Below are 25,110 nucleotides of genomic sequence, written 5' to 3' on the forward strand. Positions count from 1 at the left end.
TAAAATTGTTCGTTTTAATGCAAAACTTACGAGTATTTCAGCGCTTTATATATTAAAAAATAAGATGATAACGAATATTCGTTATCATCTTTGGATGGGGTAAAGTTATTAATATACACCTTCAGAAAGCATACCATCAGCAACTTTTACGAAGCCAGCGATGTTCGCGCCAACTACAAGGTTCCCAGGGTAACCATATTTTTCAGCAGCCGCTTTACTATCTGCGTAAATATTTTTCATAATTTCGTGTAATTTAGCATCTACTTTTTCAAATGACCAGAATACGCGACTTGAATCTTGCGCCATTTCAAGAGCAGATACTGCAACACCTCCGGCATTAGCCGCTTTTGCAGGACCGAATAATACGCCAGCATTTAAAAATTCGTTAATTGCTTCTAAATCTGATGGCATGTTTGCACCTTCACCAATAGCTTTTACGCCGTTTTCAATTAAAGTACGAGCTGAATCGCCATTAATTTCATTTTGAGTAGCACATGGAAGCGCGATGTCACAAGGAATCGTCCAGATACCCGTGCAGCCTTCTTTAAATGTAGCATTAGGACGATAGTTTAAATAAGTGGAGATACGATCGCCTTTTATTTCTTTAATTTCTTTAATTGCATCAAGGTCTAAACCATCTGGATCGTAAATATAGCCTGAAGAGTCAGAGCAAGCAACAACTTTTGCACCATAGGATTGTGCTTTTTCAATTGCATATGTTGAAACGTTACCAGAGCCAGAAACTACTACTGTTTTACCCTCGAATGAATCGTTGGCATCTTTTAGCATTTCATTTACAAAATAAACAGTACCATAACCAGTTGCCTCTTTACGAGCTAAAGAGCCACCATAGCCAGGAATTTTTCCTGTTAATACACCAGATTCACTTGCTTTTGTTATACGCTTATATTGACCCCATAAATAGCCAACTTCACGAGCACCAACACCGATATCACCTGCTGGAACATCGACATCAGGACCAATATGGCGGTATAATTCAGTCATGAATGCTTGGCAGAAACGCATGATTTCTGAATCTGACTTACCTTTAGGGTCGAAGTTTGAGCCACCTTTACCACCACCGATTGGTTGGCCTGTTAAAGCATTTTTAAAAATTTGTTCAAAGCCTAAGAATTTGATAATGGATTCATTTACGGAAGGGTGGAAGCGAAGGCCGCCTTTGTATGGCCCCATAACATTATTGTATTGCACACGGTAACCACGGTTTACTTGAACTTGATTGTTATCATCTTGCCAAGCAACACGGAAGGAAATGATTCGATCTGGCTCAACGATACGAGATAAGATATTGGCTTTTATATATTCAGGGTGTTGTGCAAATACAGGCACTAATGAAATAAAAATTTCTTCAGCTGCTTGTAAGAATTCTGCTTGATAACTATTTTGGTTTTTTAGTTGCTCAAATACGCCATCAACGTATTCTTTTGCTAATTGTTCGTTGCTTACAGTTACAGTTGTCATAGTAAAAAACCTCCAGTTAGTTGATAGGTGTATCGTATATCTATTTTTCACACTATTCAATAAAATACTTTTTTTAACAGTCTTAAGTTTGTGAAAAATTGAACAAACGGGAGTGAAAATTTGTTATATTGAAATAATAATTATGTGTTTGATCCATCTAATTATGAGAAAGGAATGATGCTTTATTGTGAAGGTTTTAATTGACGCTGATGCTTGTCCAGTCGTGGATTTAGCACTATCCATATCATCTGAGTTTGAGATTGAAACAATCTTGTTTTGCGATACATCCCATCGTGTTGAACGTGATAATGTAATAACAATTATTGTTCCTAAAGGGCCAGATTCGGTTGATTTTACGCTAGTGAATGCGCTTTCAAAACATGATATTGTCATTACACAGGATTACGGATTAGCAGCAATGGTTTTGGCAAGAGGTGGTTATCCAATTGATCAAAATGGACGAGAGATGTCCGATGAAAATATCGAACGTTTGCTCGATATGCGCCATGTTGGACAAAAAATTAGACGTGCAGGTGGACGTACGAGAGGACCGAAAAAACGAACACAAGAAAACAATATTTCGTTCGAATTGAAATTTCGACAAATTTGTGAACGAGCAATTTTAGCTCAAAAAGTGGAGGAATCTAAAGGTGAAAAATGAACTTAAACACGAACTATTTAATCGATTTTCGAGATTAGAAGAGCTAGCGAATCATGAAACTGTGCTATGGGAAAATACAAATCGAAAAAAAAGGGGGGAAACCAATCTTTTTTCAATGGAAGAGGTTGAGGAAGCAGAAGAAACACTTAAACGTTTTTCTTCCTATTTAATTATTGCATTTCCTGAGCTTTTGGAAAGTAAAGGACTTATTGAATCATCTATACAAGACATAGCTTTGATAAAGAAAGCTCTTGAAAAGGAATTTGACGTTTTAATACCAGGTCAGTTGATCTTAAAATGTGATCATACCTTGCCGATTTCAGGCTCTATTAAAGCTCGTGGGGGTATTTTTGAAGTATTAAGGCATGCAGAGCGCATTGCCATCGCTAGTGGCAAACTAACAAAAGAGGACAATTATGCTGTGTTGGCAACAGATGATTTTCAATCATTCTTCCAGCAATACACAATTGCCGTAGGTTCTACAGGTAATTTAGGATTAAGTATCGGCATTATGGGCAAAAAACTCGGCTTTAATGTCGTTGTACATATGTCGAGTGATGCAAAAGAATGGAAAAAAGCATTGCTGCGTGAAAAAGGTGCGACAGTGATTGAATATGAAGCTGATTATAGCGTTGCTGTGGAACAAGGGCGTCGAGAAGCTGAACTAGACCCTAAGTGCCATTTCATTGATGATGAGAATTCGAAGGACTTATTTGCTGGCTATGCAGTGGCGGCGAAGCGTTTAAAAGCCCAGTTTGAAAAGACGAATATTACTGTGGATGAAGCGCATCCATTGTTCGTATATTTGCCGTGTGGTGTAGGTGGTGGACCGGGCGGTGTTGCATACGGCGTACGTGAAATTTTTGGAGAACATGCACATATTTTCTTCGCTGAGCCCGTAGCCTCTCCTTGTATGACAATTGGTTTAATGACAGGTTTACATGACGCAATCAGTGTAGAAGATATTGGTCTTGATAATAAAACTGAAGCAGATGGCCTTGCTGTTGGCCGCGCGTCTAAGTTCGTAGGGAAAGTAATGGAAACTTATATTAGTGGCTGCTACACGGTAAAAGATGAGGAATTATTTAAATCGCTTGCAATAACTATGGAAGTTGAAGAGTTATTTTTGGAGCCATCTGCACATGCAGGGATGTTCGGACCAATTCAGTTAATGAAAAATGGACAAAGTTATTTAGAAAAGCATGATTTAGTTAATAAGATGGAGCAAGCTACCCATCTTGTTTGGGCAACAGGTGGAAGTATGGTGCCGTTGGAAATGCGTGAGGAATACATGGCGAAGGTAGTACAAGTAGCAAGAATTAATGATTAAGGTATTTAATAAGAAAACGCAAGAATGCGATCGGAATTAGCATTCTTGCGTTTATTACTTTTAAAAATTGATTTCAAAATTTTATTCATTAATCAAAGTGTTTTTGCTCATTGAGAGTTATTTATATAAATAGTCCAACGCTTGATAATCTTGCTGATAGCGTCCGCCGTCCGCTACTTCAGCATGATATAGCGCTTTTAAAGCATAATTTTTTTGCAAATCCATTTCGGCCATTAACTCTTTTAAGCGATCATGTAATTCACGGTTTTCTTTCACAAGTTGCTGCATTTGTGGTTTAAAATATTTCATACTGTCTAACTCCTCAATTTATAACGTGCTTATTAGTATAACACTTTTAGCTTTTGAAAATGCACTTATATTCATAATTCTAGCTTTAAAAGATTATTCAGTCGATCATAAAATGAAATATTGGCCTAAATTGCAATTTTACTTAGGTTTATCGTTCTCTTACACAGTTAAATCAGCCAGTAGGGGAAAGGGCTTCATTTGAAGTTTAGGGCTATTCGATATTAAGAATAAAGAGCGCGTGTCATAGCATCTAAATAATTCTGACTAGCTCGTTGACTTACTTCCGCATCTGGCACAAAGACTTCAAAGCAATGGAAGCTACCAGGGTAGAGTTGGAATTCAACATCTACTCCTGCTTGGGCAAGACGTGTCACGTAATCAATGGTTTCGTCTCGGAATAAATCGAGTTGACCTATACATGTATAAGTTGGAGGTAGTCCTGCTAAGTTATCTGCTCTTGAAGGGACCGCATACGGAGATAGCTCATGGGTGTCCTTTTCCTTGCCTAAGTACATACCCCAAGCGGCCAAATTATTAGTTCTACTCCATATTGCATGATCCTCGGTAACCTCATAGCTGGAAGATGTTTCATTTCGGTTATCAAGCATTGGATACAATGGCATCTGGAATATAATTGAGGGTCCTCCTTTATCACGAGCCATTAATGCTAGAGCTGCTGTTAGCCCTCCGCCACCACTTGCACCTGCAATCGCCACCCGTTTGACATCGATGCCAAGGGAAGTTGCCTCGGTTGTCATCCATACTAACCCTGTATAACAATCTTCTATAGCCGCCGGGTAGGGATGCTCAGGAGCAAGTCGATAATCTACCGAAACGACAACGCAATTAGCAGTCTGAACAAAGCGTTCACATAAAATATCATCCATATCAGGGTGTCCCATAACGAAACCGCCGCCATGAATCCAAAGCATCGCTGGAAGCTGGTTGATATTTCGTTTAACAGGTTCATAAATTTTAACCAACATCTCGTCTCCATCACCTCTGGGAATCATACGATTTGATATGTGTACAAGTTCTGACTTCTCCGAAGGTGGGTTGGACAAAAGACTTCGACTCCACTCTAAATCTTTCTCCAACCGAAAGCCTGGAAATTGGGAGTAAGTCTGTCTTAATTCCGGTAAGACTCGGTTATTGATCGTCATATAAATTCCTCCTGTTAAATAATGATATCTTAAAGAAATGGATGTCCTTCTAGTGCCATTTCCTTCTCCCATTTGGCAACTTCCTCACGGACACGAGGAGCAACTTTTGTTCCGAGCAATTCTATAGCTTGCATAACTTGATCATGTGGCATTGTGCTTAACGGTACGTACAGCATAAAACGTGTAATCCCTACATGTTTACGAAGATGGATGATTTTTTCAGCAACTGTATCTGGATCACCTACATATAACGCGCCTTCAAAACTTCGTGCAGCATCATAGCTAGAGCGATCATAATATCGCCAACCCCGTTCTTTGCCCAATTTATTCATGCCCGCTTTTGTTGATGGGAAAAATGTATCCGCTGCCCATTCAGTATTCGGGCCAACAAAACCAATTGAATGAGATCCCACCTGAAGGTTTGATAGATCATGCCCTGCTTGAACAGCTGCCTTTTTATAGAGCTGTACGATAGGTGCAAACTGCATTGGACTGCCACCAATGATTGCTAGCATAAGTGGTAATCCTAAAAGTCCTGCACGGATGGCAGATTGTTGATTTCCTCCACTACCAACCCATATTGGTAAGGAGCTTTGAACAGGTCTTGGATACACACCTAAATTATTGATTGCTGGTCGGTGTCTACCTTCCCATACTACTTTTTCTGACTCGCGAATTTTGAGAAGTAAGTCCAGATGTTCCTCAAATAGTTCATCATAATCATTTAAATTATAGCCAAACAAGGGGAAGGATTCGATAAAGGAACCCCGACCTGCCATAATCTCAGCGCGTCCATTTGATAGTCCGTCTAATGTGGAAAAATCCTGAAAGACACGTACAGGATCAGCTGAAGATAGAACTGTTACTGCACTTGTAAGCCTAATCTTTTTTGTTTGTAGAGCTGCAGCAGATAGCACCATTGCTGGAGAGGCTGCAGCATAATCTTCTCGATGGTGCTCGCCGACACCAAACACATCCAGTCCCACCTGATCTGCAAGAATGATTTCTTCAACCACTTCACGCAGACGTTGTGCATGGCTAATCACTTCACCACTATGAACATCTGGTTTTGTTTCTACAAAAGAAGTAATTCCTATTTCCATTTGTTATCTCTCCTAGTCAAATTTGTTATTTTGTTAACCGTTTAGTCGTAGCCCAAAAAATAAGGGCAATTGCACTGATTGAAGCTCCGAGGAAACAAACTCCTTCCCAACCAAAGTGTGCATACATCTGTGTAGAAGCGATTGAGCCACCGGCACTTCCGATGGAATAAAACATCATATATCCAGCAGTAAGACGACTCCGTGCCTCTGTACGTAATGGAAGAATCATCGTCTGATTAGTGACATGTATTGCCTGTACGGCCAAATCAAGCAATACAATACCTATAATTAATGCCAATAACGACTGTTCTAGATAGTTGATAAACAACCATGAAATGAGTAATAGAACTAAAGCAATACCTGTCGTTCTTTGTCCGAAACCTCGATCGGCCAGTTTCCCGGCCTGTGCTGCAGCTAGTGCACCAGCCACTCCAACGAGACCAAAAGCGCCAATTACACTATGTGAAAGAGTTAATGGTGGCGCACTAAGAGGTAAAACAAGTGAAGTCCACAAAATACTGAAATCAGCAAAAATTAGCATGGCGAGAACTGAACGGATGCGCAATGTTCTTTCCTGCATAAACAGAGTGAACACGGATTTAATTAGCTGATGATAGGGGAGTGATTTTATTTCACGTTCCACCTTTGGTAACACCTTAACAAACATACAAACCATTACAAGCATGAGGGTGGCAGAGACTAAATAGACGGATCGCCATCCTGTAAGGTCTGTTAATAGACCAGCAAAGGTTCGAGCGAGCAGAATGCCAATGACGATCCCGCTTGTAACAATACCAACGACACGTCCACGTTCTGTAGGGGAAGCCATAGTTGCTGCAAACGCCACAAGTGTCTGTGTCACAACTGCGAGTAGACCTACTAAAGCCATACCAGTAAAAAGCATCACGCTAAAAGAAGCGGTACCAACTATAACCAAAGCCGCTGTGGATAATAGCATCTGTCCGATAATCAAGCGTCGTTGGTTAAGTAAATCTCCAAGAGGCACCAGCAGTAATAAGCCCAATCCATAAAAGATCTGCGTGATGGTAATTACAACACCTATTGTTGAGGGATCAATATTAAATTCATAAGACAATTGATCAAGCAACGGCTGTGCAAAATAAATATTGGCGACAGACATTCCGCAGGCTGTTGCGAATAATAAAGTTACAGTTCTAGACATAGAAGGTTGTAGATTCATCACAGATGCATCCACTTCTTGCCTCAGATCATTGTCCACACCATTTCCCCCGTTCGTTATTAGATTTTAACCATAACATACCGTCCGGTACAATATAATTATTGGTAAATATATCTTAGCTCTGTTTATAATGTCAAGGATTTATTTGAAAATATTTTACTCAACATTTACCAAATACAATGGAAATTGACAATGAAAGCAGCTGATTATACAATGTTTACATACTGTTTGGTATTTTAAATTTTAAAGTGACAAACTCACTAACTCTTAAACAATGGAGGTGGATTTTTTATGGCAAGAACCCGTGAATTTGATGAGGAAAAAGTTTTAGAGGCTGCCATGCAGTTATTTTGGGAGAAGGGCTATGAAGCTACTTCTTTAAGTGATCTCACTGCAAGAATGGGGATTCAACGTCCGAGTATTTATTCAACCTTTGGTGATAAGAAGGAACTATTCGAAACAGCACTTCGTAGGTATACGACATCTCGTGCAGCTGAAATAAGAGCTAGACTTCAAGGTCATTCCTCTGTAAAACAGGCATTTGCTAATTTTTTTGAAGAAGTGATTGCTACTGAATATACGAAAGATCTTAGTAACGGCTGTTTTTGCATCAATACAATGGTTGAACTAGCTCCTCATGATGAGAGATTTGAAATCTTAACGAGAGAACATCAACTTTATTTAGCAGTCATTTTTCAGGAGACAATTGAACGAGGAATTCAATCGGGTGAGTTAGAGGAAGAAACGGATGCAAAGTCTTTAGCGCAGGCTCTAATTGTGGCGTTAATTGGATTAACAGTCATGATGAAATCTCAACCACAAAAATCATTTATTGACAATGCAATCGCAACAACTCTCACATTACTCAAATAAATTTTGTGAATTATTAATAGCTTTCAAAAAAAGTGAAATCGACGCCGCGATTTCACTTTTTCTCGAGAATATTTATGTCCAAGCCTCAATCAAAAAGGCCATAACGAAAAGTTTGTTTCGGACCCATGGAGACTATAGGGATTAAATTTATGAAATTAACTCAAATAAATAAACAAACCTCCAAATCCATACATAGATTTGGAGGTTTAAAGCGTTATCCCACATTAGCAAGCAGTAAAATGGAGAATAACTACCCATATAAGCCTGATTAGTTAAAACAAATCATCGGTGGAGATCTCTGATTAAAGTTTCACTTTATCGTGGCGTTGTTTTCGCTGAGCGGTTAAAAATACTTCCTGTGCCGCCAGTACACCTGCACCTGGTTCAAAGTCATATTCAAAGTCTTGAAGAGCTGCTTCCATTAAAGAAACGGCCTGTAAAATATCACTTGGGAAGCAATAGCCCATATGGCCGAATCTGAAAATTTTCCCTTGCAAATGACCGAGTCCTCCAGCGAAATCTAAATGATATTGCTGTTTTAAATGTGACAAGAAGTCACCGAGTGCTATTCCTTTTGGTGCCATAATTGCTGTAATGGTCGGAGAAGCATGCTCATCCGTAGTGAGAAGTTCAATATTAAGGGCATTCATTGCATCACGTACCATGTTTTTCATTAGTTCATGGCGGGCAACTGTATGTTCAAAGCCTCCTTCTTCCTCTATAAGTTTACAAACCTCATGAAGTCCAGAAATAAGTGTCACAGTAGGCGTGTTTGGCGTCATCCCTTTTTCTGCCCAGCTACGATAGCTCAATAAGTTTAAATAATAGGATGGTGCTTTATTTTCTTCAATAACTTTCCAAGCTCTTTCGCTTACACTGACTAAGGAAAGTCCAGGCGGTAGCATCATGGCTTTTTGAGAGCCTGTAACAAGAATATCGATGCCCCAGGCATCAATTTCAGCAGGAGCTCCACCTATGCAACTTACACCATCGACAATACATAATGCATCTGTTTCCTCACGAACAACTTGTGCTAATTCAGCAATTGGGTTTATGATCCCAGTCGAAGTTTCATTGTATGTGATAAAAACAGCTTTAATATCTTGTAACGGCTGCAAAAATTCTCGTAATTCTTTAGCTGTGCAAGCTTGTCCCCATTCTTTTTCAAGTTTATGTACATGAAAGCCGTACTTCTCACAAATCGAAACGAAATAGTCTCCGAATGCTCCAACAGTGATCACAACAACATTTTCACCAGCAGAAACAGTGTTAACCGACGCAGCCTCTAAAGCTGCTGTACCTCCTGATGGAAGGACTAAAATATCCTGCTTTGTCCCGAAAACAGGTTTTACTAATTCAATAGTTTCACGGTAAAGCTCTACAAATTCATTGCTTCGATGACTAATAATATCGCGATTCATCGCAAGCTGGACCTTTTTCGGAATTGGCGTAGGTCCTGGATGTCTTAAAATATTTCCATACACAATCATCAAACCCCTTTGTAATTAAAAATTAGAAATTTTCTAACTATAATATAGCATATTTTTTCTGCTATCTAACTTCTTTTTCAGAATTTGATTAGTCAAGTATCGTAAGAGAGTAGAAAATACAACGATTAGTTCCTGATTTTTATATGGTAAAATTTTCATGTAAAGGGGGGCTAAGCTATGGAATCGAAAGTAAATTATCCATATATCTATTTTTTATTGGAATCAAATATGGTTTGTGTCTATCGAATTAAAACACATCATTATCTAAATGCATCGGATTTGCTAGATAGAAGTGAATGGGAGGCTTATAAATTACAGCATCATGCTCAATTTGAAACATTCAACCATGAAGAAAATGAAGCAATTGAGGGGTGGGGGTTCTGGATTGAGCAAGATAAATTAAGAGACATAGTAGAAATTATCAATGACTGTATTCAAAAACATCGTTCTGTGGACCAACGAATAGCAACACAGGCAGTTCATATTGTGAGCTCTGAATCTGCTGCTGGTTCAGTGAGAGTAGCACTTGTACCACCTAAACATGTAATTGGTTTCCCTGATTGCTTCTCAATTGGACCATTGTGGAAGCTAGAGGACAAAAGGGGTCAAACATTCCGAAGTAATTGGTTATCTGAAAATATTAACGATGGACAGGAAGATATTTATCAAAATCAGTTTACAAATACTTTACGTGAGATAGAAGATATTCCAAATCATGTTCCTATCTATATTTGGTATGGTAATAATGCTGATGAACAATGTGGGCTTCGTTTTTTCCTCTATTTATTGCGAGATAAATCAAATGAAATTTTTCTTATTAATACAATAGAACATAGTAAGGCTAAATGTGCGACAAGTCATCTTAGTTCACAGCAATTAGCGCAGCTTTTTATGAACATAGAAGAAAAAAAGCCATTAACTATCCGGGACCGTCGTATTTTCCAAAATGAATGGGAAACATTATCGCAAACTAACGATGTTCTGCGCTTATGGATTAATAATGGAATAAAAGGGATGCCAGAAAATTATTTGGATCCACTTATTATAGAGACGATAGAAAGGCTACATAATGAACAAGCAATAATAGATTTTATAAAGACAGGGACAGTGATTGAGGAACTCTTACCTTCAATAGAAGAGTTTCCTAATGTCTTCTTTTTAGAATGTAGAATAAGATTTTTAGTCTATAGTGGGGTGCTTGCATTAAAAGGTATTCCTAAGTCCATGAGACACTATAGTGTAAAGTTACGTGAATAAGTTGAAAACCTCTTAATCCTTTTAAGGGTCAAGAGGTTTTCTATTTCGCATATGTAATTATGCAACGAAAGGTTTATTCATTTTCATTAAGCCGTAGATAAAATAGAATAGTCCGAATGTAATGAACGATAAAATAATATAAAGTACAGCTCTCCCAGGCTCACCAGACCAACGATAAAATAGGCGATATGTGAAATACATAACATAAATCCAAATACCAAAGGAAGCGAATATACCTATAAATGGAATGATGAATGAAACAAGTAATAATCCACCATAAATTAAAACATTCTTTAACGCTTCGGCACGAACGGTTGCGTCATCATCACCCTTTGCTGTTAATAAGAAAAGGCTATAAACGTTAATAATAGGAATCCAAGCAACATAGGCAAGATCATTAAAGCCATTTGTTTTAGATGCTTGATAATAAATAAGAGAACTAATAATATAGCCAGCAAGCCCCATTACAAGACAAAATAATATAAACAAGAGAAATAAACTGCCAAATACTGCATCAAAATCATTAGAATCATAAGAATTGTACATTGGAAAACCTCCTTTCAAAAAAATACTTCATAATAATAACAATACTAAAGTTTTAAATCTATAGCGGTAAATATAGGGAGTTAAAGGTAATCGTACAAATATACCATTTTCATGAAATATTTGTATAATTTCAATAATGTTTTTTTGATATAAGATTGATCGAATCGTAAAAATAAATTTGGAATTATTGGGGATATAGTGGTGAAGAACCATTTTATACATTTTTCTGTTTTAGAGGATTCTACTAATATTGTAATGGAAGTACGGTTGAGTACATCATATGCTGTAATTAAGTTATAAATGTATGAATTTAGCTTGTACTAACGGAGTAAATAGATAGTACTTAAGTTAGAATGGTGGAAAACGTGCAATGAAGCAAGGGATAAAACATATAAGTTCAAAACCTCTTTAACCGCTAAAGGTGTAAAGAGGTTTTTGTACTTGCATTTGTATTATGCAATGAAAGGTTTATTCATTTTCAATAAGCCGTTGTAGATGGCACAAAAAATCAGTGTTAGAAAAAGGCAACTTACAAAAAATACTTTAATACAAACTAAAATTCTACAAGAAACTATCTTGATGAAAATTTGAGTATTAATGTAAAAAATGCTAAAAATATCCTCAGTAGTCTTGGTATAATAGTTTTAGGGTTTTTAGTTTATATGAAGTAAAAGAAATAAGAGATTGGAGAGTATGCGATGCTAATTATAATTTTTATATTGATAGTGATAAGCTTTTACTTTATGGAAAAAAATTATCGGAAAAGTGTCTATTATAAACAGACAAAAAATAATATTTTTGCAGTTAAACTCAGTAAAGGGAGAAATGGTGAGTACTTAACATCGAAAATTATTGAAAGGCATGCCTTACAAAGTCATAGGCAATTATTAAATGTATATATTCCAAAGAGAAATTCAGATGAATTAACGGAAATTGATTTGCTTTATATTGATCGAACAGGTCTATATGTAATTGAGTCAAAAAACTATAGTGGTTGGATTTTTGGCAATGAAACACAACAACAATGGACACAAACGATGCCAAATAAGAAAAAATATAAATTTTTCAATCCAATCCGTCAAAATGCTACGCATATCCGTGCAATTCAAGACTTTTTAGATCTTCCGAAAGAAGCAATTCATTCAGTAATTGTCTTTAGTGAGCGTTGCACATTGAAAAAAGTGGGAGTTACTTCCCAAAATGTACATGTTATAAAACGAGAGAATTTAAGGCGTTTTATCCAAACACAAAAGCAAACTGCAAAACAGTTTTTCTCTCAGGACGATATTCAAACAATTTATGAGAAGCTTGTGCCTCAAATGCAAGTATCTAATGAAATCAAAAAACAACATATTCAAACGATTCAGCAGAAATATGGAAAATAATCGTGCGTTAAAAGGGGACAATAAGCATGCCAAGATACAATAAATTAATACGTGATTTAATTCCTCAAGTAATTGAAGAAGAGGGGAAAACATGTAGCATAAGAGTATTAAAACAAGGAGAACACTTAGAGTGTTAATGTTAAATAAAATCTACAAATACAATGGTTGGATAGGGGAATCAAAAATTCAAAAGTTAAAATGTGAGATAAGATCTTCCCTAAAAATCAGGAGTATCTATAGTAAAAATAAGTTCAAAACCTCTTATACCCTTTTAAAGGTGTAAAGAGGTTTTTGTACTTGCATATGTATTTATGCAACGAAAGGTTTATTCATTTTCATTAAGCCGTAAATATAATAGAATAGTCCGAATGTAATGAATGATAAAATGATATAAAGTATAGCTTTGCCAGTTTCACCAGTCCAACGATAGAAGAGGCGATATGTGAAATACAAAGTAAAGCCCAAAAGACCTAATGAAGCAATAATACCTATAAGCGGGATAAATGAAACTAGTATTAATCCTACGTAAATAAGAGCATTCTTTTTCGCTGCACCACGAACAGTTGCGTTATCTTCACCCTTTGCAGTTAATAAGAAAAGGCTATAAACGTTAATAATTGGAATCCATGCAATATAAGCTAGATCGCTAAAACCATTTATTTTTGACGCCTTATAATAAATAAGTGAACTAATAACATAGCTTGCAATACTCAATACAAGGCCAATTAACATAATAATGATAAATATACCTCCGAGAGCCGCATCAAAATCATCGTAATAATAAGAATCGTACACAAGATAACCTCCTTTCAAAAAAATACTTTTTTATAATAACAATGCTAAAGTAATAAATCTACAGTAAAAAATATCCGGAATTCAATGGTAATAATATATTTATATTATTTTAAGGAATATATATTTGGTTTTGATAAACGTATTTTTGTTATCGGATTAAAGGCAACCCCAACTAGTGATTGAACCAAAGAAGGAAGTAATGACAAGGGATGGCTTAGCCTTGTCGTTACTTCCTAGTTCGATAGTAATGTTGCTGCCGCTACGTTGGCACTGCGCTTTCGCACAAAAGACATTGTTGCTGCCGCTACGTTGGCACTGCGCTTTCGCACAAAAGACATTGTTGCTGCCGCTACGTTGGCACTGCGCTTTCGCACAAAAGACATTGTTGCTGCCGCTACGTTGGCACTGCGCTTTCGCACAAAAGACATTGTTGCTGCCGCTACGTTGGCACTGCGCTTTCGCACAAAAGACATTGTTGCTGCCGCTACGTTGGCACTGCGCTTTCGCACAAAAGACATTGTTGCTGCCGCTACGTTGGCACTGCGCTTTCGCACAAAAGACATTGTTGCTGCCGCTACGTTGGCACTGCGCTTTCGCACAAAAGACATTGTTGCTGCCGCTACGTTGGCACTGCGCTTTCGCACAAAAGACATTGTTGCTGCCGCTACGTTGGCACTGCGCTTTCGCACAAAAGACATTGTTGCTGCCGCTACGTTGGCACTGCGCTTTCGCACAAAAGACATTGTTGCTGCCGCTACGTTGGCACTGCGCTTTCACACAAAAGAATATCTGTTCTTGGTGATGTTACTTTAATAATGAGTGTTGTCCCTATCCTTTATTTTACAGTATAAGAGAGTACATGTTTAATATAATGTGTGCCCTCTGTAAAAGACAATACGCTTTTGGTAACTTAAAAAGATGATGATTGTATCGTGAAGGCGTCATCTTTTTTATGAGCGTTGAAGGAATTTCAATTGGGCAAAATAAGGTTGTTGCGATGAGTACTTGAAGTATAGAAACCAAAGAAAGTACACAAATTGAAAAAATAATTTGATTACTTTAAGGAAGGCCGTAGAAAGGCAAGATTTCGCGATCTATTTCTATACAATTCCATTATTTCATGCGTTGTCACGTTTGATAATCCTATTATTTCAAGATATAGTTCTTATTACAGATACATGAAGGAGGAATACATATGGCAGAAATTAAATATGAAATTATTGAAACGATTGCGGTGTTATCGGAGGGTAATAAAGGCTGGAAAAAAGAATTGAATTTAATTAGTTGGAATGATCGTGAACCGAAATACGATATTAGAGATTGGTCGGAGGATCATACAAAGATGGGGAAGGGTGTTACGTTATCAATGCCTGAACTACAGCTTTTGAAAGAGTCGTTAGCTAAATTGTCAGAATAACAAAGGTATTTTTATAGTGTTTTTTAGGTAATAAAGTAAGTCGGGATTCATGCTTATGAAGCGTAAAAAAATGAGTATAGCCATTCCTGACTATCGATACACGTTGAAAAACATAAATCTTCTGAGGATTTTCCGTAGAATATATTTCATAAAATTGGTAGACTAGCAATAGCAACAATTCATAAAGCAGGTGGCGGCTGAACTCCCTTTTGAAAGGGGGTGAGGCGGATGACAGTATTTGAAGCATTTAGTTTGATTGTACAGTGTAGCCTATTGCTAATTGCAGTACTAACGCTGATGCTTAGCATTATTGTCTCTCAAAATAAAAAGAAATAGCCCCCTGCCGGCTAAGTAAGGTGGCTATTTCTATGAACTTTAACTTGGTCAGCCGTTATGTTTGCGGCATGATTGTTGCTTTTGGCTGGATGTGAACGCATCCAGTCTTTTTTATTCTATAGTCAGTGTATCATATTTATTCTAAAAAGAACATTTTGTATAAGTCTTAAATGAATTTTGCAATGTCATTTAACGCTAAACGAGAAGAGCCGTAAGCCGGTGTTGCTGCTTTTCCGATGGCGATTAAAACAATAGGCACTAGATTATCTGTTAATTCAAAGCGTTTCGCAAAAGCCTCTTTATTGAAGCCACCCATTGTAACCGTATCGTAGCCCATTTCTTTTGCTAAAAGCAGGATTTGCATAGAAATTAGGCCAGCATCAAATGTAGCTATATTTTTTAGAACTTCTTTAGGAAGGTTTGAATAAAGCTTTAATGAATTTTCAATCATCATATTTTTCGTTGCTTCATCCATGTAGCCAAGCTCGAAGTTTTTTGTATAGACTTCCTCTACATTATTGTACATTTCAGTATCGCCTAATACCGCAATGATAGCAGAAGCAGTTTCTACTTGCTCCTGGTTATTAGCAATCAAACGTAGTTCTTTTTTTACTTCTTCATCTTGAATGACTAAAAAGCGCCAAGGTTGTAAATTGCTTGATGATGGAGCGGTTGTTGCCTCAACAAGCAATTCCTCTAATTCAGATTGTGGAATTTTAAAATCTGAATCATATTTACGAACAGATTTACGATCGTGCATAACTTTATTTAAATAACTTTTAGTTGTAGTCATGTTAAAAAATCTCCTTTAAATTTGATGAGATTTTTACTATACGATATCCTTTTTAAAATTCCAAGTAAATTGCTCGAATTAGAGAGTTTTAATTTTACGATTTTCCATTATTACTTAAATTTAAATACTTCAAAGTGAATGCTTAGATCTTTATTGCAGGTTTTCAATTGCTTGGCAAAACGTTTAAGCATTTTTTGGGGGCCACACAAAAAAATACTCGTATGCGCTGATACTGAAATATTTTCAAAAGAAAGCCTGTCCATTTGGGCAGTATCAATAAAGTTCACTCTAAATTGTTGATTTGTTTGTGCATACTCCTGTAAAAATTTCTTATGGATTGCGTTGTCTTCACCGTGATAAGTGTAAAATAACTCGATATCACGATTGACGGGCTGTGATTGCAAATAAGATAGAAATGGAGTGATGCCTATGCCACCAGCTATCCAAACTTGTTGTTGTGCAGCATTTTCAAAATTAAAATGACCATATGGACCATCAAGAGTGACTGGTGTGTTCAGTTGAACGGAATCATATACTTTTTTTGTGAAATCACCAAGTACCTTCATAGAGATAAATACTTTTTTACCATCACCACCTGAAATAGAAAATGGATGAGGTGCCTTTTCTATGCCATCTTGCAAAATCTTGATAAAAATAAATTGTCCATGTTGATACGGTAATGTTTGATCAAGTGTTAGTTCCAGTTCAATAACATTTGGCCCCAATTTTTTGATCCCCGTAATGGTGCCATTATATTTAAAAAACATATCCTGATACATCGTCAACATATATAATGCTGACATAAATCCAATAGTAGCCGTTATTACGGTAAAAATTCCTAAAGGTGTAGGCTGTAATAAATCGTATCTGCTTGAAAAATAAGCATGATAAATTCCGAATGTATAAGGGATAAGCAATAACCGATGAAAAATCCGCCAATGCTCATATTTTAGAAATTTAGCAAAAAGAGCAATTAAAATTAGTGCTATGAAGCCATATTGGCCAAGTGACCCGAGTTCTTTCGCAAATTCGCTGAATGAAGTTCTTTCTACTTTGTCCAAGCGGGGTACTAGACCTTGTAATTGTCCATGAATAATCACCAATACTAGTGAAAATATTGCTATATATTTATGATAAAAATAAACATTCTCTAGCCCATAAAACCAACGTTCAAAAATCTTCATTCTTGTTGCTAACAAAAAGACAAGAAAGAAGCCTGTTATGGCCATGCCCCCAATGATGTGACTAAGCCTGTTAACTGCCTGTATAGGCTCAATAGGAGTAGCAAAATACCACAGTAAAGCACTACTACTCATAATTAATATGATAAATAAAATTCCTTTGATAGATTTCATAAATAACCTCCAATACTCATTTTTATCTCTAATCATCTTACATATACAATAAGAACCTGAAATGTTTCTGATATTTTTAATTTTTTATATGAGAGTTTAATTTGTCCACAACAAAAAAGGGATTGTACGTTCGGAATATATGTTCCTTTTTGTGGTGTGGTGTGTTAAATTAAGAAGGGTAAAAATATATAGAGAGAAGGAGTGGAGGTAAATAATGCAAGGGAATACACATATAGTTGGAGGCATCACGGCAAGCCTTGCTTTTGCACAAATTTCAAATGATAATCCGCTTGTTTTAGTAGGGGCGGGCGTTATCGGTGCATTACTTCCAGATATTTGCCATGGCGGCAGTAAAATTGGGAGGAAGCTTCCCATCATTTCAAAGATTGTCAATACTATGTTTGGTCATCGTTCCTTTACACATAGTTTGCTTTTTTTATTTCTAGTTGGGATGTTACTACATACATTTATACCTTACAAATCCATTTCACTAGGTATTTTATTAGGGATGGCCAGTCATATACTTCTTGATATGGCGACGAAGAAGGGTGTTAAGCTGTTCTTCCCGGTATCCATTTCAGTGCGTTTACCCATTACTACAAAAACGGGTAGTAAAGCTGAAAAGGTAGTGTTTATGTTGTTAACGATGCTTTCAGTCTTTTTTAGCTATGAAATTATGATTAAGCTAATACAGACAGTATAAAAGAAGCCTTATTACGAAATTTTTTCGTAATAGGGCTCTTTTTAAAGGAGAAGGTTTTAGTCAGCCTGTACTTCTTCAACCGTTTGTTCTACTTCTGCTCGTGTCATTTTTTCACGACCATCTTGCATCGCCTTCAAAGTTTTATGAGCTAAGGCAAGCGGTAATCGACAGAATAATAATACCGTTCGTTTATTAATATCTTTCATATAAAGATCCGCTTTCGCAAGATTTTCCTCCGCGTATGCAAATAAATCATCGCGTGTCCAGCCATCAGGAACGAAACTTACGCCGCGCTCATCCAGATCTTCGTGCTGATTACGTAAAATATTGACTGCTTGGAGACCTCGACCATAGCCAATTGCTAAATCGCGATCTGTTTGAATGTCTGCACCCCACGCCCAAAGCTCAGACAGCATCGTCCCAACAAGCCCTGCTACGTAGTATGTATAATCATCTAAATCCTCTCGCGTATGAACCTGCCAGTTTGCCTTTGCCCATTTTGCCATCCCGAATGCCATTTCACCTGTTGAATCTTGGATAATTTTACGTGAGCCTTCCGGACAAAATGTTAGCCAATCTGCTAAACGAAGAGATACTTCAGGTAGCTGATCTGCATATGGCGCTAATAATGCTTCATAAGCTTCGGCATTAAATGTATCCTTTAATAATTCACTTGTTGCAGTTAGTAAATCAAATTTTACATCATTTGAAAGTTCTTCATGATCTTCAATCTCATCTATAGCGCGCATTGCTAAATATGCGGCTGCAACTGACAATTTTAAATCATTTTTTAAAAAAGTAATTGGTATATAAAAAGTGCGACTAGTTTCCTTTAAAACTTGCATCGCTTCTTTGTAAAGTTTCTTTTGCTCTTTCACTTGTATTCCTCCGTTCAAATGGTAACGCATCTATAGTATATCGTATCGTAAAAGTGAAGAAAGATAAAACAGATTGTTCAATTTATAATTAACTATTTTCAAATGGGATAGAAGGATGGATAACAAAGTTGCGAATAATATAGGTTGTACGTTAAAGATGGCCGTAGCACTGGAGAAATTGTTTAGGTTGGCGAAAAAAATTACTTAGTAAAGGTTGAGGGTATCTGGCTCGTTAATTGTAAGAATTCCTTTAGAAGTGAAAATGTATCAGCGAATTTTCGCTTCTTTTGTTTTTTTAATAGAATAATGTTAAAGTTATAAAAATGCGACGAAATTCGCGTGAATAATAGAAGAAATTTGATATTTTTCGTGTTTTTTTCATGAAAGTTTGCTAAGTTATTGCACAATTATTTCAACAGCGTTAAAGTTTAAGAAGGGCAAATATGCAACTTCATCTTTCGAGAAATTGTTGCTGCCGCTACGCTTTCGCACAGAAAAAAACAATTGTTGCTGTCGCTACGCTTTCGGTACCTAAATACAATACATCGGATTTTGGCACAATAACTCCTTGCAAAATCCGTGACATTTGTGGAGACATGAACGTTATTCAACTGGCTTCTAAACGCCACTTGAATAAAAGCAAAATCTAGTATATATCTCACCATTTGAAATAGAGATTGTACGTAAAGTCAAAGGAGAATGGTATGCCAAAGGCTATAGGAATTGATGCAGGAGGAACATTGACTAAAGTTGCTTATTTAGATGAGCATAACGAGCTTGTTTTAACAACTTTTCCGTCAAATGATTTGCTCGCTGTGAAGAATTGGATTATTAATCATCCAGATATTGAGGATATTGGAGTTACGGGAGGGCGTACGGAACAATTACTTGATGTCATTAAAAAAATGAAATCGATTCATTATATAGTAGAGTTTGAAGCCACTTTGAAGGGCGTTCGATTTTTGTTGCATAAAGAGGGCTACTTCTTCGAACGAAGTATGATTACGAATATTGGTACTGGTACTTCAATTCATTATATGGAAGATAATACGCATGTCCGTGTTGGTGGGACAGGTGTAGGTGGTGGAACATTGATTGGATTGTCAGCGCTTACAACTGGAATCACGGATTATAATGAAATAAGAAATCTGGCCTCTATGGGAAATCGTGAAAGTATTGATTTACTTGTCAAGGATATTTACCAAGGGATGGACACACCTATTGATGGGCATTTGACAGCTAGTAATTTTGGGAAAGTTGGTATTACCGAGTCAGTCAAACATCCAACAGAAGATATTATTGCAACTGTACAAGGGCTTGTTGGTGAAGTTATTACTACCCTTAGTATTCAATATGCTGAAGAGAAAAATGCTCAGCATATCGTTTATATCGGTTCAACTTTAAGTAATAATGATCATCTTGCACGTGTTATTGCCAATTACACAAGAACGAAAAAACATACACCAATCTTTATAAATGACCACGGTTTTTCTGGTGCAGTCGGCGCATTATTAAATATAACTGAATATACGATTGTCTAAATACAATGTGCATTACTAATTAATATTGGTGATGTACATTTTTTTTTGGCAATGCCTGCAGTAATCCCCAAAGCATAAATTGTTCTATCCTGAGCACATTACAATTAGGAGGTGAACATCCGTGGGCAATAGAAACACGAATAAAAACAACAAAAATAACAATAAAACAATGAACATTAGAACACATAATCCTTTTGATACCTACAAAAAAATAGACCTCGATCAATCAAATAGTAATAACAATAACCCGAATGACAATTTAAATGAAGAATTCTCTGCAGAATTCGATGCGAAGGCCAAAAATAAAGATAATAAAACGAACCATAAGAAAAATCAACAGTCCAACAAAAACAAATAGTGGAGGCTTAAAAAATGGCAAAGAAGGGTAAAACAAGCTTCAAAAAGAAAAAGAAAGAAGATACACATAAAAGAAATGATCGTGAAGAATATTCAGCAGAATTTAATCAAGTAATTCATAACAATCCTCAACAACCAAAACAATCCAGCAAAAGATAATAGAAACTGCTCCTTAAGTAAATTAAAAAAATACTTAGGGAGCACTTATTTTATGCAGTTTTGGCGACTTTATGTCAAAAAATATGAGAGGTTGATTCACTTGCGAAAATTTTTTGTAATGCTAGGAATTTCTCTTGTATTGTTTGCCGTGTCGTCCCATATCCCAACAAGTGTCTTTGCCCAGCAAGAAATATCAGCCCATGCTCAATGGGGAAAAGTAGCGATAAAAGAAACGCAGGCAAAATACCCTCAAGCTAAAATCCTCGATTATTTGCATGAGGGAAGCGAGGTTAAAGGAGACACCACGATTGAGAAATTTAAGCTTTGGATAAAACTAAGTGACAAGGAATTCGGTGTACAAGTTCGAATCAAATATGTAACCAATACAAATAAATTGGTAAAAGTTGAATTCCAAGAAATCACTTCATAAAATAAGAGGATGCCTAACTTCAGGCATCCTCCTTCTATTAGTTTTCTAGCTTATGAATAAATTCTCGCATTAATCCAGGTAAATCTGGCCATGCATGACCACTAATCAAATTGCCATCTGTATGAAGATTAGCATCGATATACGTTCCTCCTGCTACTTGAACCTCTGGCTTGCAGGCAATATAAGCAGTTAGCTCACGTCCTTGCAGAACTTTTGGAATGGTCGCGAAAATTTGTGCTGCGTGACATACAGCAGCGATTGGTTTATTTGCTTCAAAGAAATGGGTCACTAGTGCTGGCACATGTTCATTTAAACGAATGTATTCTGGCGCTCGTCCACCAGGAATGATGAGTCCGTTAAAATGTGTTGGGTCTACTTCGGCAAAGGATGAATGTGCTTCTAAGCCATATGCTGTACGCTCGATGTAAGTATCAACTCCATCGACAAAATCGTGCGATACAGTTTGTAACTTTTTTGCGGATGGTGCTGCAATCGTTACATCATAGCCAGCCTCAAGACAACGATAATAAGGATAAAAAATTTCTAAAGCTTCAACTGCGTCTCCTGCAAGTATTAATACCTTTTTCCCCATGCTTCCATCTCCTTTTATTGTAATCTAGTAGCTAAATTCGACACTTTCAAAAAATTCCCTTCTAATATGATAGAAAAGCTAGAAGAAGTAGGGTAATCGCGATAATTGCGTGGGAATCCGCGCCAGTCGACTCTGGATCATTGCCACTAAATACCCTACATAAACAGCTTGCTTTACAACAAAAAAAATGAGGCGTATAGTATTTATTTAGCTAGGTAAATAAATGCAGGAGGTCACAAACTTGAATCCTTTATTTCATGCGTTATTCCAAAAAAGTCGTTATTTAACGAATTGTTTAAATGAAGTACTGAAACAGCATAATTTGTATAGCTCGCAATGGACTATTTTATATTGCTTACATAATCACGGATCAATGACATTAACACAAATATGGAAGTATTTGAACGTTGAAGCGCCGAGTATTACAAGAGCAATAACGCGACTCGAGACTTTAGGCTGGGTGCTAAGAATAGATGGTGAAGATAAACGAGAAAAAATTGTTACCTTATCACCATATGCAGAGGAACATTTGCCTGTTATTACTAAAACCATTTTAGCATTTGAGGAAGAAATGGTAGGGGCATTGACTGTAGAGGAACAGCAGCAATTTATGATTTTATTGGAAAAAATGAAAGGTTGATAGATATGCAGCAAGAGGGAAATACAAAAATATGGACGAAGCGATTTATTAGTCTCTTTTTCACAAATATCTCGGTATTTTTTGTTTTTTATGGGTTGGTAACGACTTTGCCGCTTTATGCGATTGGTGAGTTACACCAGACTGACAAGGAAGCGGGATTGTTACTGTCAGGATTTTTATTATCGGCCATAATCGTTCGCCCCTTTTCAGGTAAACTATTAGATATATTTGGGAAGAAAAAGCTTTTAGTTATTTCAATTATCGGCTATTTTTTATGTACAGTTTTATATTTATTTATACATCCTTTTGGACTTTTACTAGGATTGCGTTTTGTTCAAGGGATCTTCTTTAGTATTATTACAACGGCAGCCGGCTCATTAGCAGCGGATATTGTGCCAGCCAATCGGAAAGGTGCAGGTCTAGGCTATTTCACAATGTCTACTAACTTAGCAGTAGTTATTGGGCCATTTGTCGGTTTATTGCTTATTCAATATAGCAGCTTTAATGTACTATTTATTGTTATGAGTATTTGCATACTAGCAGGGGGCATCCTAGCTGTAACAATGAATACGAATGATTTACCTAAGCCTGAATATCAAGGTAAATTGACTTTTAAATTTGATGATTTATTTGAACGTCGTGCACTTCCGGTAGCGGCTATTGCTAGTTTAGTAGCTTTTTCATATGCGAGTGTTTTATCGTTTTTATCAGTGTACGCACAGCAAAAAGATTTAATGGATGTAGCGAGTCTTTTTTATGCGGTTTTTGCAGCAGCAATGCTTATAACTAGGCCATATACAGGTAAGCTTTATGATACAAAAGGGCCGCAATATGTTATTCTTCCGGGGATAATATTTTTTGCAATCGGACTTGTTATGCTTGCATTTGTCTCAGGGCCGGCATTGTTTTTATGTGCAGCCATCTTTGTTGGAATTGGCTACGGAGGGGTGAATACAAGCTTACAAGCATTAGCGGTGCAGTCTACATCACATACACGTAGTGGTTATGCAACCGCAACGTACTTTACGATGTTTGACTTGGGCATTGCACTAGGCTCTTATATTTTAGGAATGGTGGCCGTGCAAGCTGGCTATAGCTCTGTTTATCTAATTGGAGCAGGCATACTAGTCGTTGTCTTTATCATTTATTTAGCGCGTTTAACTTCTTTCAGCGGGCAAACATCCGCTGGAAAGAGTAACTCAGTCTAAGAACGCCACGTCCTGTGGCAACGACTGAGTGACTAACATTGACACAGATAAAACCCTTTGTTGAAGCTGCGTTAGCACTACGCTTTCGCGTGAAAAACATCTGTTGGCCTAAAGCCTCAGGACGCAATTATGCCGAGGCATAATTAAAAAAATCGAAAAAAGTAACGCGTGTATAAGTGCAAAATAAAACAGTTGGGATGTCCCAACTGTTTTTCTTTTGCACTATAAACGACCATATCCTGCAAAATGTTTTTTCCAATAAGTGCTCTTAATGTCAGCGACAGAAACACCACCGTCACTGGCGCTAATCATTTGGTTATTTCCAATATAAATGCCTACATGTGAGATACCAGCTTTATACGTATTAGCGAAAAATACTAAATCACCTACTTGGGGAGAGCTTACTTTTTTAGCTGTACTGTAAAAACCTGCTGCTGACTTACGAGCAGTCGAAATACCAGCATTATTAAAAACGTAAGTAACATAGCCTGAACAATCAAAGCCTGTACTTGGTTTACTCCCACCAAATGTGTATCTTACGCCTAATTGTTGTTTAGCAATTTGTACTAGACTAGCAGTTGGTTTAGCTGTAGATATTGGTTTTGGTTTAATGGTTGATGTTGATGTAGTATTAAGGTTTAACTTTTGTCCAACGCGAATGGTTGAAGAAGATAAGTTATTCCATTTCATTAAAGTTTGATAAGAAACACCGTACTGATTGGCAATCTTCCATAAAGAATCACCAGATTTTACTGTATAAGTTGCCGCCGATGCTGTGTCAATTGTTGAAAAAAGTACAGATGAACTTAAAACCAATGTAGCTAATTTCATCCCCCATCTATACTTTTTATTCTTTTTCATATTATGTATCCTCCTAAAAATTAAAAACTTAATACATAAATGATATTAACATTGTAATATTACAATAGTATGTCAATAAAATAACATTAAAGATACAAATTTTACTAATAATAATTAGGAGATCATCCACTTTATGGATCATTATGTAAAGTCAGGGATGATACAAGGTAAACGTATTTCATATGGAAGGAGATTAACAATTATAGGAACACAGTTTTATAGAAGAATGTATTTGAAGATGATAA

Annotated in this window: 28 protein-coding genes; 14 read left to right on the top strand and 14 right to left on the bottom strand. The window is 36.7% G+C overall.

Annotated elements, in window-relative coordinates; genetic code table 11:
* Positions 1-108: 108 nt before the first annotated feature.
* Positions 109-1,482, bottom strand: coding sequence for an NADP-specific glutamate dehydrogenase (gene gdhA, locus AC3WSO_RS08885; RefSeq protein WP_492530271.1), 1,374 nt, complete (start codon positions 1,480-1,482; stop codon positions 109-111).
* A 187-nt stretch (positions 1,483-1,669) separates the two neighbouring features.
* Here gdhA and AC3WSO_RS08890 point away from each other — a divergent pair, with 187 nt between their 5' ends.
* Entirely contained in the window at positions 1,670-2,143 is a 474-nt protein-coding gene (locus tag AC3WSO_RS08890; protein ID WP_197144149.1) for a YaiI/YqxD family protein, read from the top strand.
* Positions 2,133-3,473: a D-serine ammonia-lyase gene (gene dsdA, locus AC3WSO_RS08895; RefSeq protein WP_492530272.1), complete on the top strand. Its 1,341-nt coding sequence runs from the start codon at positions 2,133-2,135 to the stop codon at positions 3,471-3,473. The genes AC3WSO_RS08890 and dsdA overlap by 11 nt, the downstream gene beginning before the upstream one ends.
* Positions 3,474-3,590: 117 nt before the next feature.
* Here dsdA and AC3WSO_RS08900 read toward each other — a convergent pair whose 3' ends face one another.
* From AC3WSO_RS08900 to AC3WSO_RS08915, 4 genes are all read right to left on the bottom strand, one after another.
* A complete protein-coding gene (locus AC3WSO_RS08900; RefSeq protein ID WP_053482024.1) occupies positions 3,591-3,782 on the bottom strand; it encodes a hypothetical protein in 192 nt (63 codons plus the stop codon).
* Positions 3,783-4,003: 221 nt separating this feature from the next.
* Positions 4,004-4,945 carry an alpha/beta hydrolase gene (locus tag AC3WSO_RS08905; RefSeq protein ID WP_492530273.1) on the bottom strand — a complete coding sequence of 314 codons (942 nt, stop codon included), beginning with the start codon at positions 4,943-4,945 and terminating at the stop codon, positions 4,004-4,006.
* Between the two features lie 29 nt (positions 4,946-4,974).
* Complete coding sequence (locus AC3WSO_RS08910; RefSeq protein WP_492530274.1) at positions 4,975-6,048, bottom strand: LLM class flavin-dependent oxidoreductase; 1,074 nt, start codon at positions 6,046-6,048, stop codon at positions 4,975-4,977.
* A gap of 25 nt (positions 6,049-6,073) precedes the next feature.
* Entirely contained in the window at positions 6,074-7,249 is a 1,176-nt protein-coding gene (locus AC3WSO_RS08915; RefSeq protein WP_492534289.1) for an MFS transporter, read from the bottom strand.
* Between the two features lie 291 nt (positions 7,250-7,540).
* Between AC3WSO_RS08915 and AC3WSO_RS08920 the strand changes: the two genes are divergently transcribed.
* Positions 7,541-8,122 (top strand): TetR/AcrR family transcriptional regulator, encoded by a 582-nt coding sequence (locus AC3WSO_RS08920; protein WP_492530275.1) that lies wholly within the window; start codon positions 7,541-7,543, stop codon positions 8,120-8,122.
* A 302-nt stretch (positions 8,123-8,424) separates the two neighbouring features.
* Here AC3WSO_RS08920 and AC3WSO_RS08925 read toward each other — a convergent pair whose 3' ends face one another.
* Positions 8,425-9,606 (bottom strand): pyridoxal-phosphate-dependent aminotransferase family protein, encoded by a 1,182-nt coding sequence (locus AC3WSO_RS08925; RefSeq protein ID WP_492530276.1) that lies wholly within the window; start codon positions 9,604-9,606, stop codon positions 8,425-8,427.
* 183 nt (positions 9,607-9,789) lie between these two features.
* Here AC3WSO_RS08925 and AC3WSO_RS08930 point away from each other — a divergent pair, with 183 nt between their 5' ends.
* On the top strand, positions 9,790-10,869 hold the full coding sequence (locus AC3WSO_RS08930) for a DUF1835 domain-containing protein (RefSeq protein ID WP_492530277.1): 1,080 nt from the start codon (positions 9,790-9,792) through the stop codon (positions 10,867-10,869).
* 57 nt (positions 10,870-10,926) lie between these two features.
* Here the strand turns inward: AC3WSO_RS08930 and AC3WSO_RS08935 are convergent, their stop codons facing one another.
* Positions 10,927-11,415 carry a hypothetical protein gene (locus AC3WSO_RS08935; protein ID WP_492530278.1) on the bottom strand — a complete coding sequence of 163 codons (489 nt, stop codon included), beginning with the start codon at positions 11,413-11,415 and terminating at the stop codon, positions 10,927-10,929.
* Between the two features lie 698 nt (positions 11,416-12,113).
* On the opposite strand from AC3WSO_RS08935, the gene AC3WSO_RS08940 reads away from it, so the two are divergent.
* On the top strand, positions 12,114-12,800 hold the full coding sequence (locus tag AC3WSO_RS08940; RefSeq protein ID WP_492530279.1) for a nuclease-related domain-containing protein: 687 nt from the start codon (positions 12,114-12,116) through the stop codon (positions 12,798-12,800).
* Positions 12,801-13,109: 309 nt separating this feature from the next.
* On the opposite strand, the gene AC3WSO_RS08945 is transcribed toward AC3WSO_RS08940, so the two are convergent.
* Both AC3WSO_RS08945 and AC3WSO_RS08950 read right to left on the bottom strand, forming a co-directional pair.
* A complete protein-coding gene (locus AC3WSO_RS08945) occupies positions 13,110-13,595 on the bottom strand; it encodes a hypothetical protein (protein WP_492530280.1) in 486 nt (161 codons plus the stop codon).
* Positions 13,596-13,828: 233 nt separating this feature from the next.
* On the bottom strand, positions 13,829-14,338 hold the full coding sequence (locus tag AC3WSO_RS08950; RefSeq protein WP_492530281.1) for a hypothetical protein: 510 nt from the start codon (positions 14,336-14,338) through the stop codon (positions 13,829-13,831).
* Positions 14,339-14,790: 452 nt separating this feature from the next.
* On the opposite strand from AC3WSO_RS08950, the gene AC3WSO_RS08955 reads away from it, so the two are divergent.
* Positions 14,791-15,012, top strand: coding sequence for a YdbC family protein (locus AC3WSO_RS08955; RefSeq protein WP_079560055.1), 222 nt, complete (start codon positions 14,791-14,793; stop codon positions 15,010-15,012).
* 228 nt (positions 15,013-15,240) lie between these two features.
* Positions 15,241-15,348 (top strand): putative holin-like toxin, encoded by a 108-nt coding sequence (locus AC3WSO_RS08960; protein ID WP_220443510.1) that lies wholly within the window; start codon positions 15,241-15,243, stop codon positions 15,346-15,348.
* A 166-nt stretch (positions 15,349-15,514) separates the two neighbouring features.
* On the opposite strand, the gene AC3WSO_RS08965 is transcribed toward AC3WSO_RS08960, so the two are convergent.
* Together AC3WSO_RS08965 and AC3WSO_RS08970 are read right to left on the bottom strand one after the other, a co-directional pair.
* Positions 15,515-16,141, bottom strand: coding sequence for a nitroreductase family protein (locus tag AC3WSO_RS08965; protein ID WP_492530282.1), 627 nt, complete (start codon positions 16,139-16,141; stop codon positions 15,515-15,517).
* 110 nt (positions 16,142-16,251) lie between these two features.
* Complete coding sequence (locus AC3WSO_RS08970) at positions 16,252-17,496, bottom strand: ferredoxin reductase family protein (RefSeq protein ID WP_492530283.1); 1,245 nt, start codon at positions 17,494-17,496, stop codon at positions 16,252-16,254.
* A gap of 214 nt (positions 17,497-17,710) precedes the next feature.
* Between AC3WSO_RS08970 and AC3WSO_RS08975 the strand changes: the two genes are divergently transcribed.
* On the top strand, positions 17,711-18,199 hold the full coding sequence (locus AC3WSO_RS08975) for a metal-dependent hydrolase (RefSeq protein ID WP_492530284.1): 489 nt from the start codon (positions 17,711-17,713) through the stop codon (positions 18,197-18,199).
* A gap of 56 nt (positions 18,200-18,255) precedes the next feature.
* Here AC3WSO_RS08975 and AC3WSO_RS08980 read toward each other — a convergent pair whose 3' ends face one another.
* Positions 18,256-19,077 (bottom strand): squalene/phytoene synthase family protein, encoded by an 822-nt coding sequence (locus AC3WSO_RS08980; protein ID WP_492530285.1) that lies wholly within the window; start codon positions 19,075-19,077, stop codon positions 18,256-18,258.
* Between the two features lie 704 nt (positions 19,078-19,781).
* Here AC3WSO_RS08980 and coaW point away from each other — a divergent pair.
* From coaW to AC3WSO_RS09000, 4 genes are all read left to right on the top strand, one after another.
* Positions 19,782-20,618: a type II pantothenate kinase gene (coaW, locus tag AC3WSO_RS08985; RefSeq protein WP_492530286.1), complete on the top strand. Its 837-nt coding sequence runs from the start codon at positions 19,782-19,784 to the stop codon at positions 20,616-20,618.
* 121 nt (positions 20,619-20,739) lie between these two features.
* Positions 20,740-20,976 (top strand): hypothetical protein, encoded by a 237-nt coding sequence (locus AC3WSO_RS08990; protein ID WP_386827991.1) that lies wholly within the window; start codon positions 20,740-20,742, stop codon positions 20,974-20,976.
* Between the two features lie 14 nt (positions 20,977-20,990).
* Positions 20,991-21,134: a hypothetical protein gene (locus AC3WSO_RS08995; protein WP_170938888.1), complete on the top strand. Its 144-nt coding sequence runs from the start codon at positions 20,991-20,993 to the stop codon at positions 21,132-21,134.
* A gap of 52 nt (positions 21,135-21,186) precedes the next feature.
* Positions 21,187-21,564: a DUF3889 domain-containing protein gene (locus AC3WSO_RS09000; RefSeq protein WP_492530287.1), complete on the top strand. Its 378-nt coding sequence runs from the start codon at positions 21,187-21,189 to the stop codon at positions 21,562-21,564.
* Positions 21,565-21,601: 37 nt separating this feature from the next.
* Here AC3WSO_RS09000 and AC3WSO_RS09005 read toward each other — a convergent pair whose 3' ends face one another.
* Positions 21,602-22,156 carry a DJ-1/PfpI family protein gene (locus tag AC3WSO_RS09005; RefSeq protein ID WP_492530288.1) on the bottom strand — a complete coding sequence of 185 codons (555 nt, stop codon included), beginning with the start codon at positions 22,154-22,156 and terminating at the stop codon, positions 21,602-21,604.
* Between the two features lie 241 nt (positions 22,157-22,397).
* On the opposite strand from AC3WSO_RS09005, the gene AC3WSO_RS09010 reads away from it, so the two are divergent.
* Together AC3WSO_RS09010 and AC3WSO_RS09015 are read left to right on the top strand one after the other, a co-directional pair.
* Positions 22,398-22,796: a MarR family winged helix-turn-helix transcriptional regulator gene (locus tag AC3WSO_RS09010; RefSeq protein WP_492530289.1), complete on the top strand. Its 399-nt coding sequence runs from the start codon at positions 22,398-22,400 to the stop codon at positions 22,794-22,796.
* 5 nt (positions 22,797-22,801) lie between these two features.
* Entirely contained in the window at positions 22,802-24,004 is a 1,203-nt protein-coding gene (locus AC3WSO_RS09015) for an MFS transporter (RefSeq protein WP_492530290.1), read from the top strand.
* Positions 24,005-24,226: 222 nt separating this feature from the next.
* On the opposite strand, the gene AC3WSO_RS09020 is transcribed toward AC3WSO_RS09015, so the two are convergent.
* Entirely contained in the window at positions 24,227-24,865 is a 639-nt protein-coding gene (locus tag AC3WSO_RS09020) for a C40 family peptidase (protein ID WP_492530291.1), read from the bottom strand.
* Positions 24,866-25,110 lie beyond the last annotated feature (245 nt).

The sequence above is a fragment of the Lysinibacillus sp. EB106-09-02-XG168 genome (assembly GCF_058791475.1).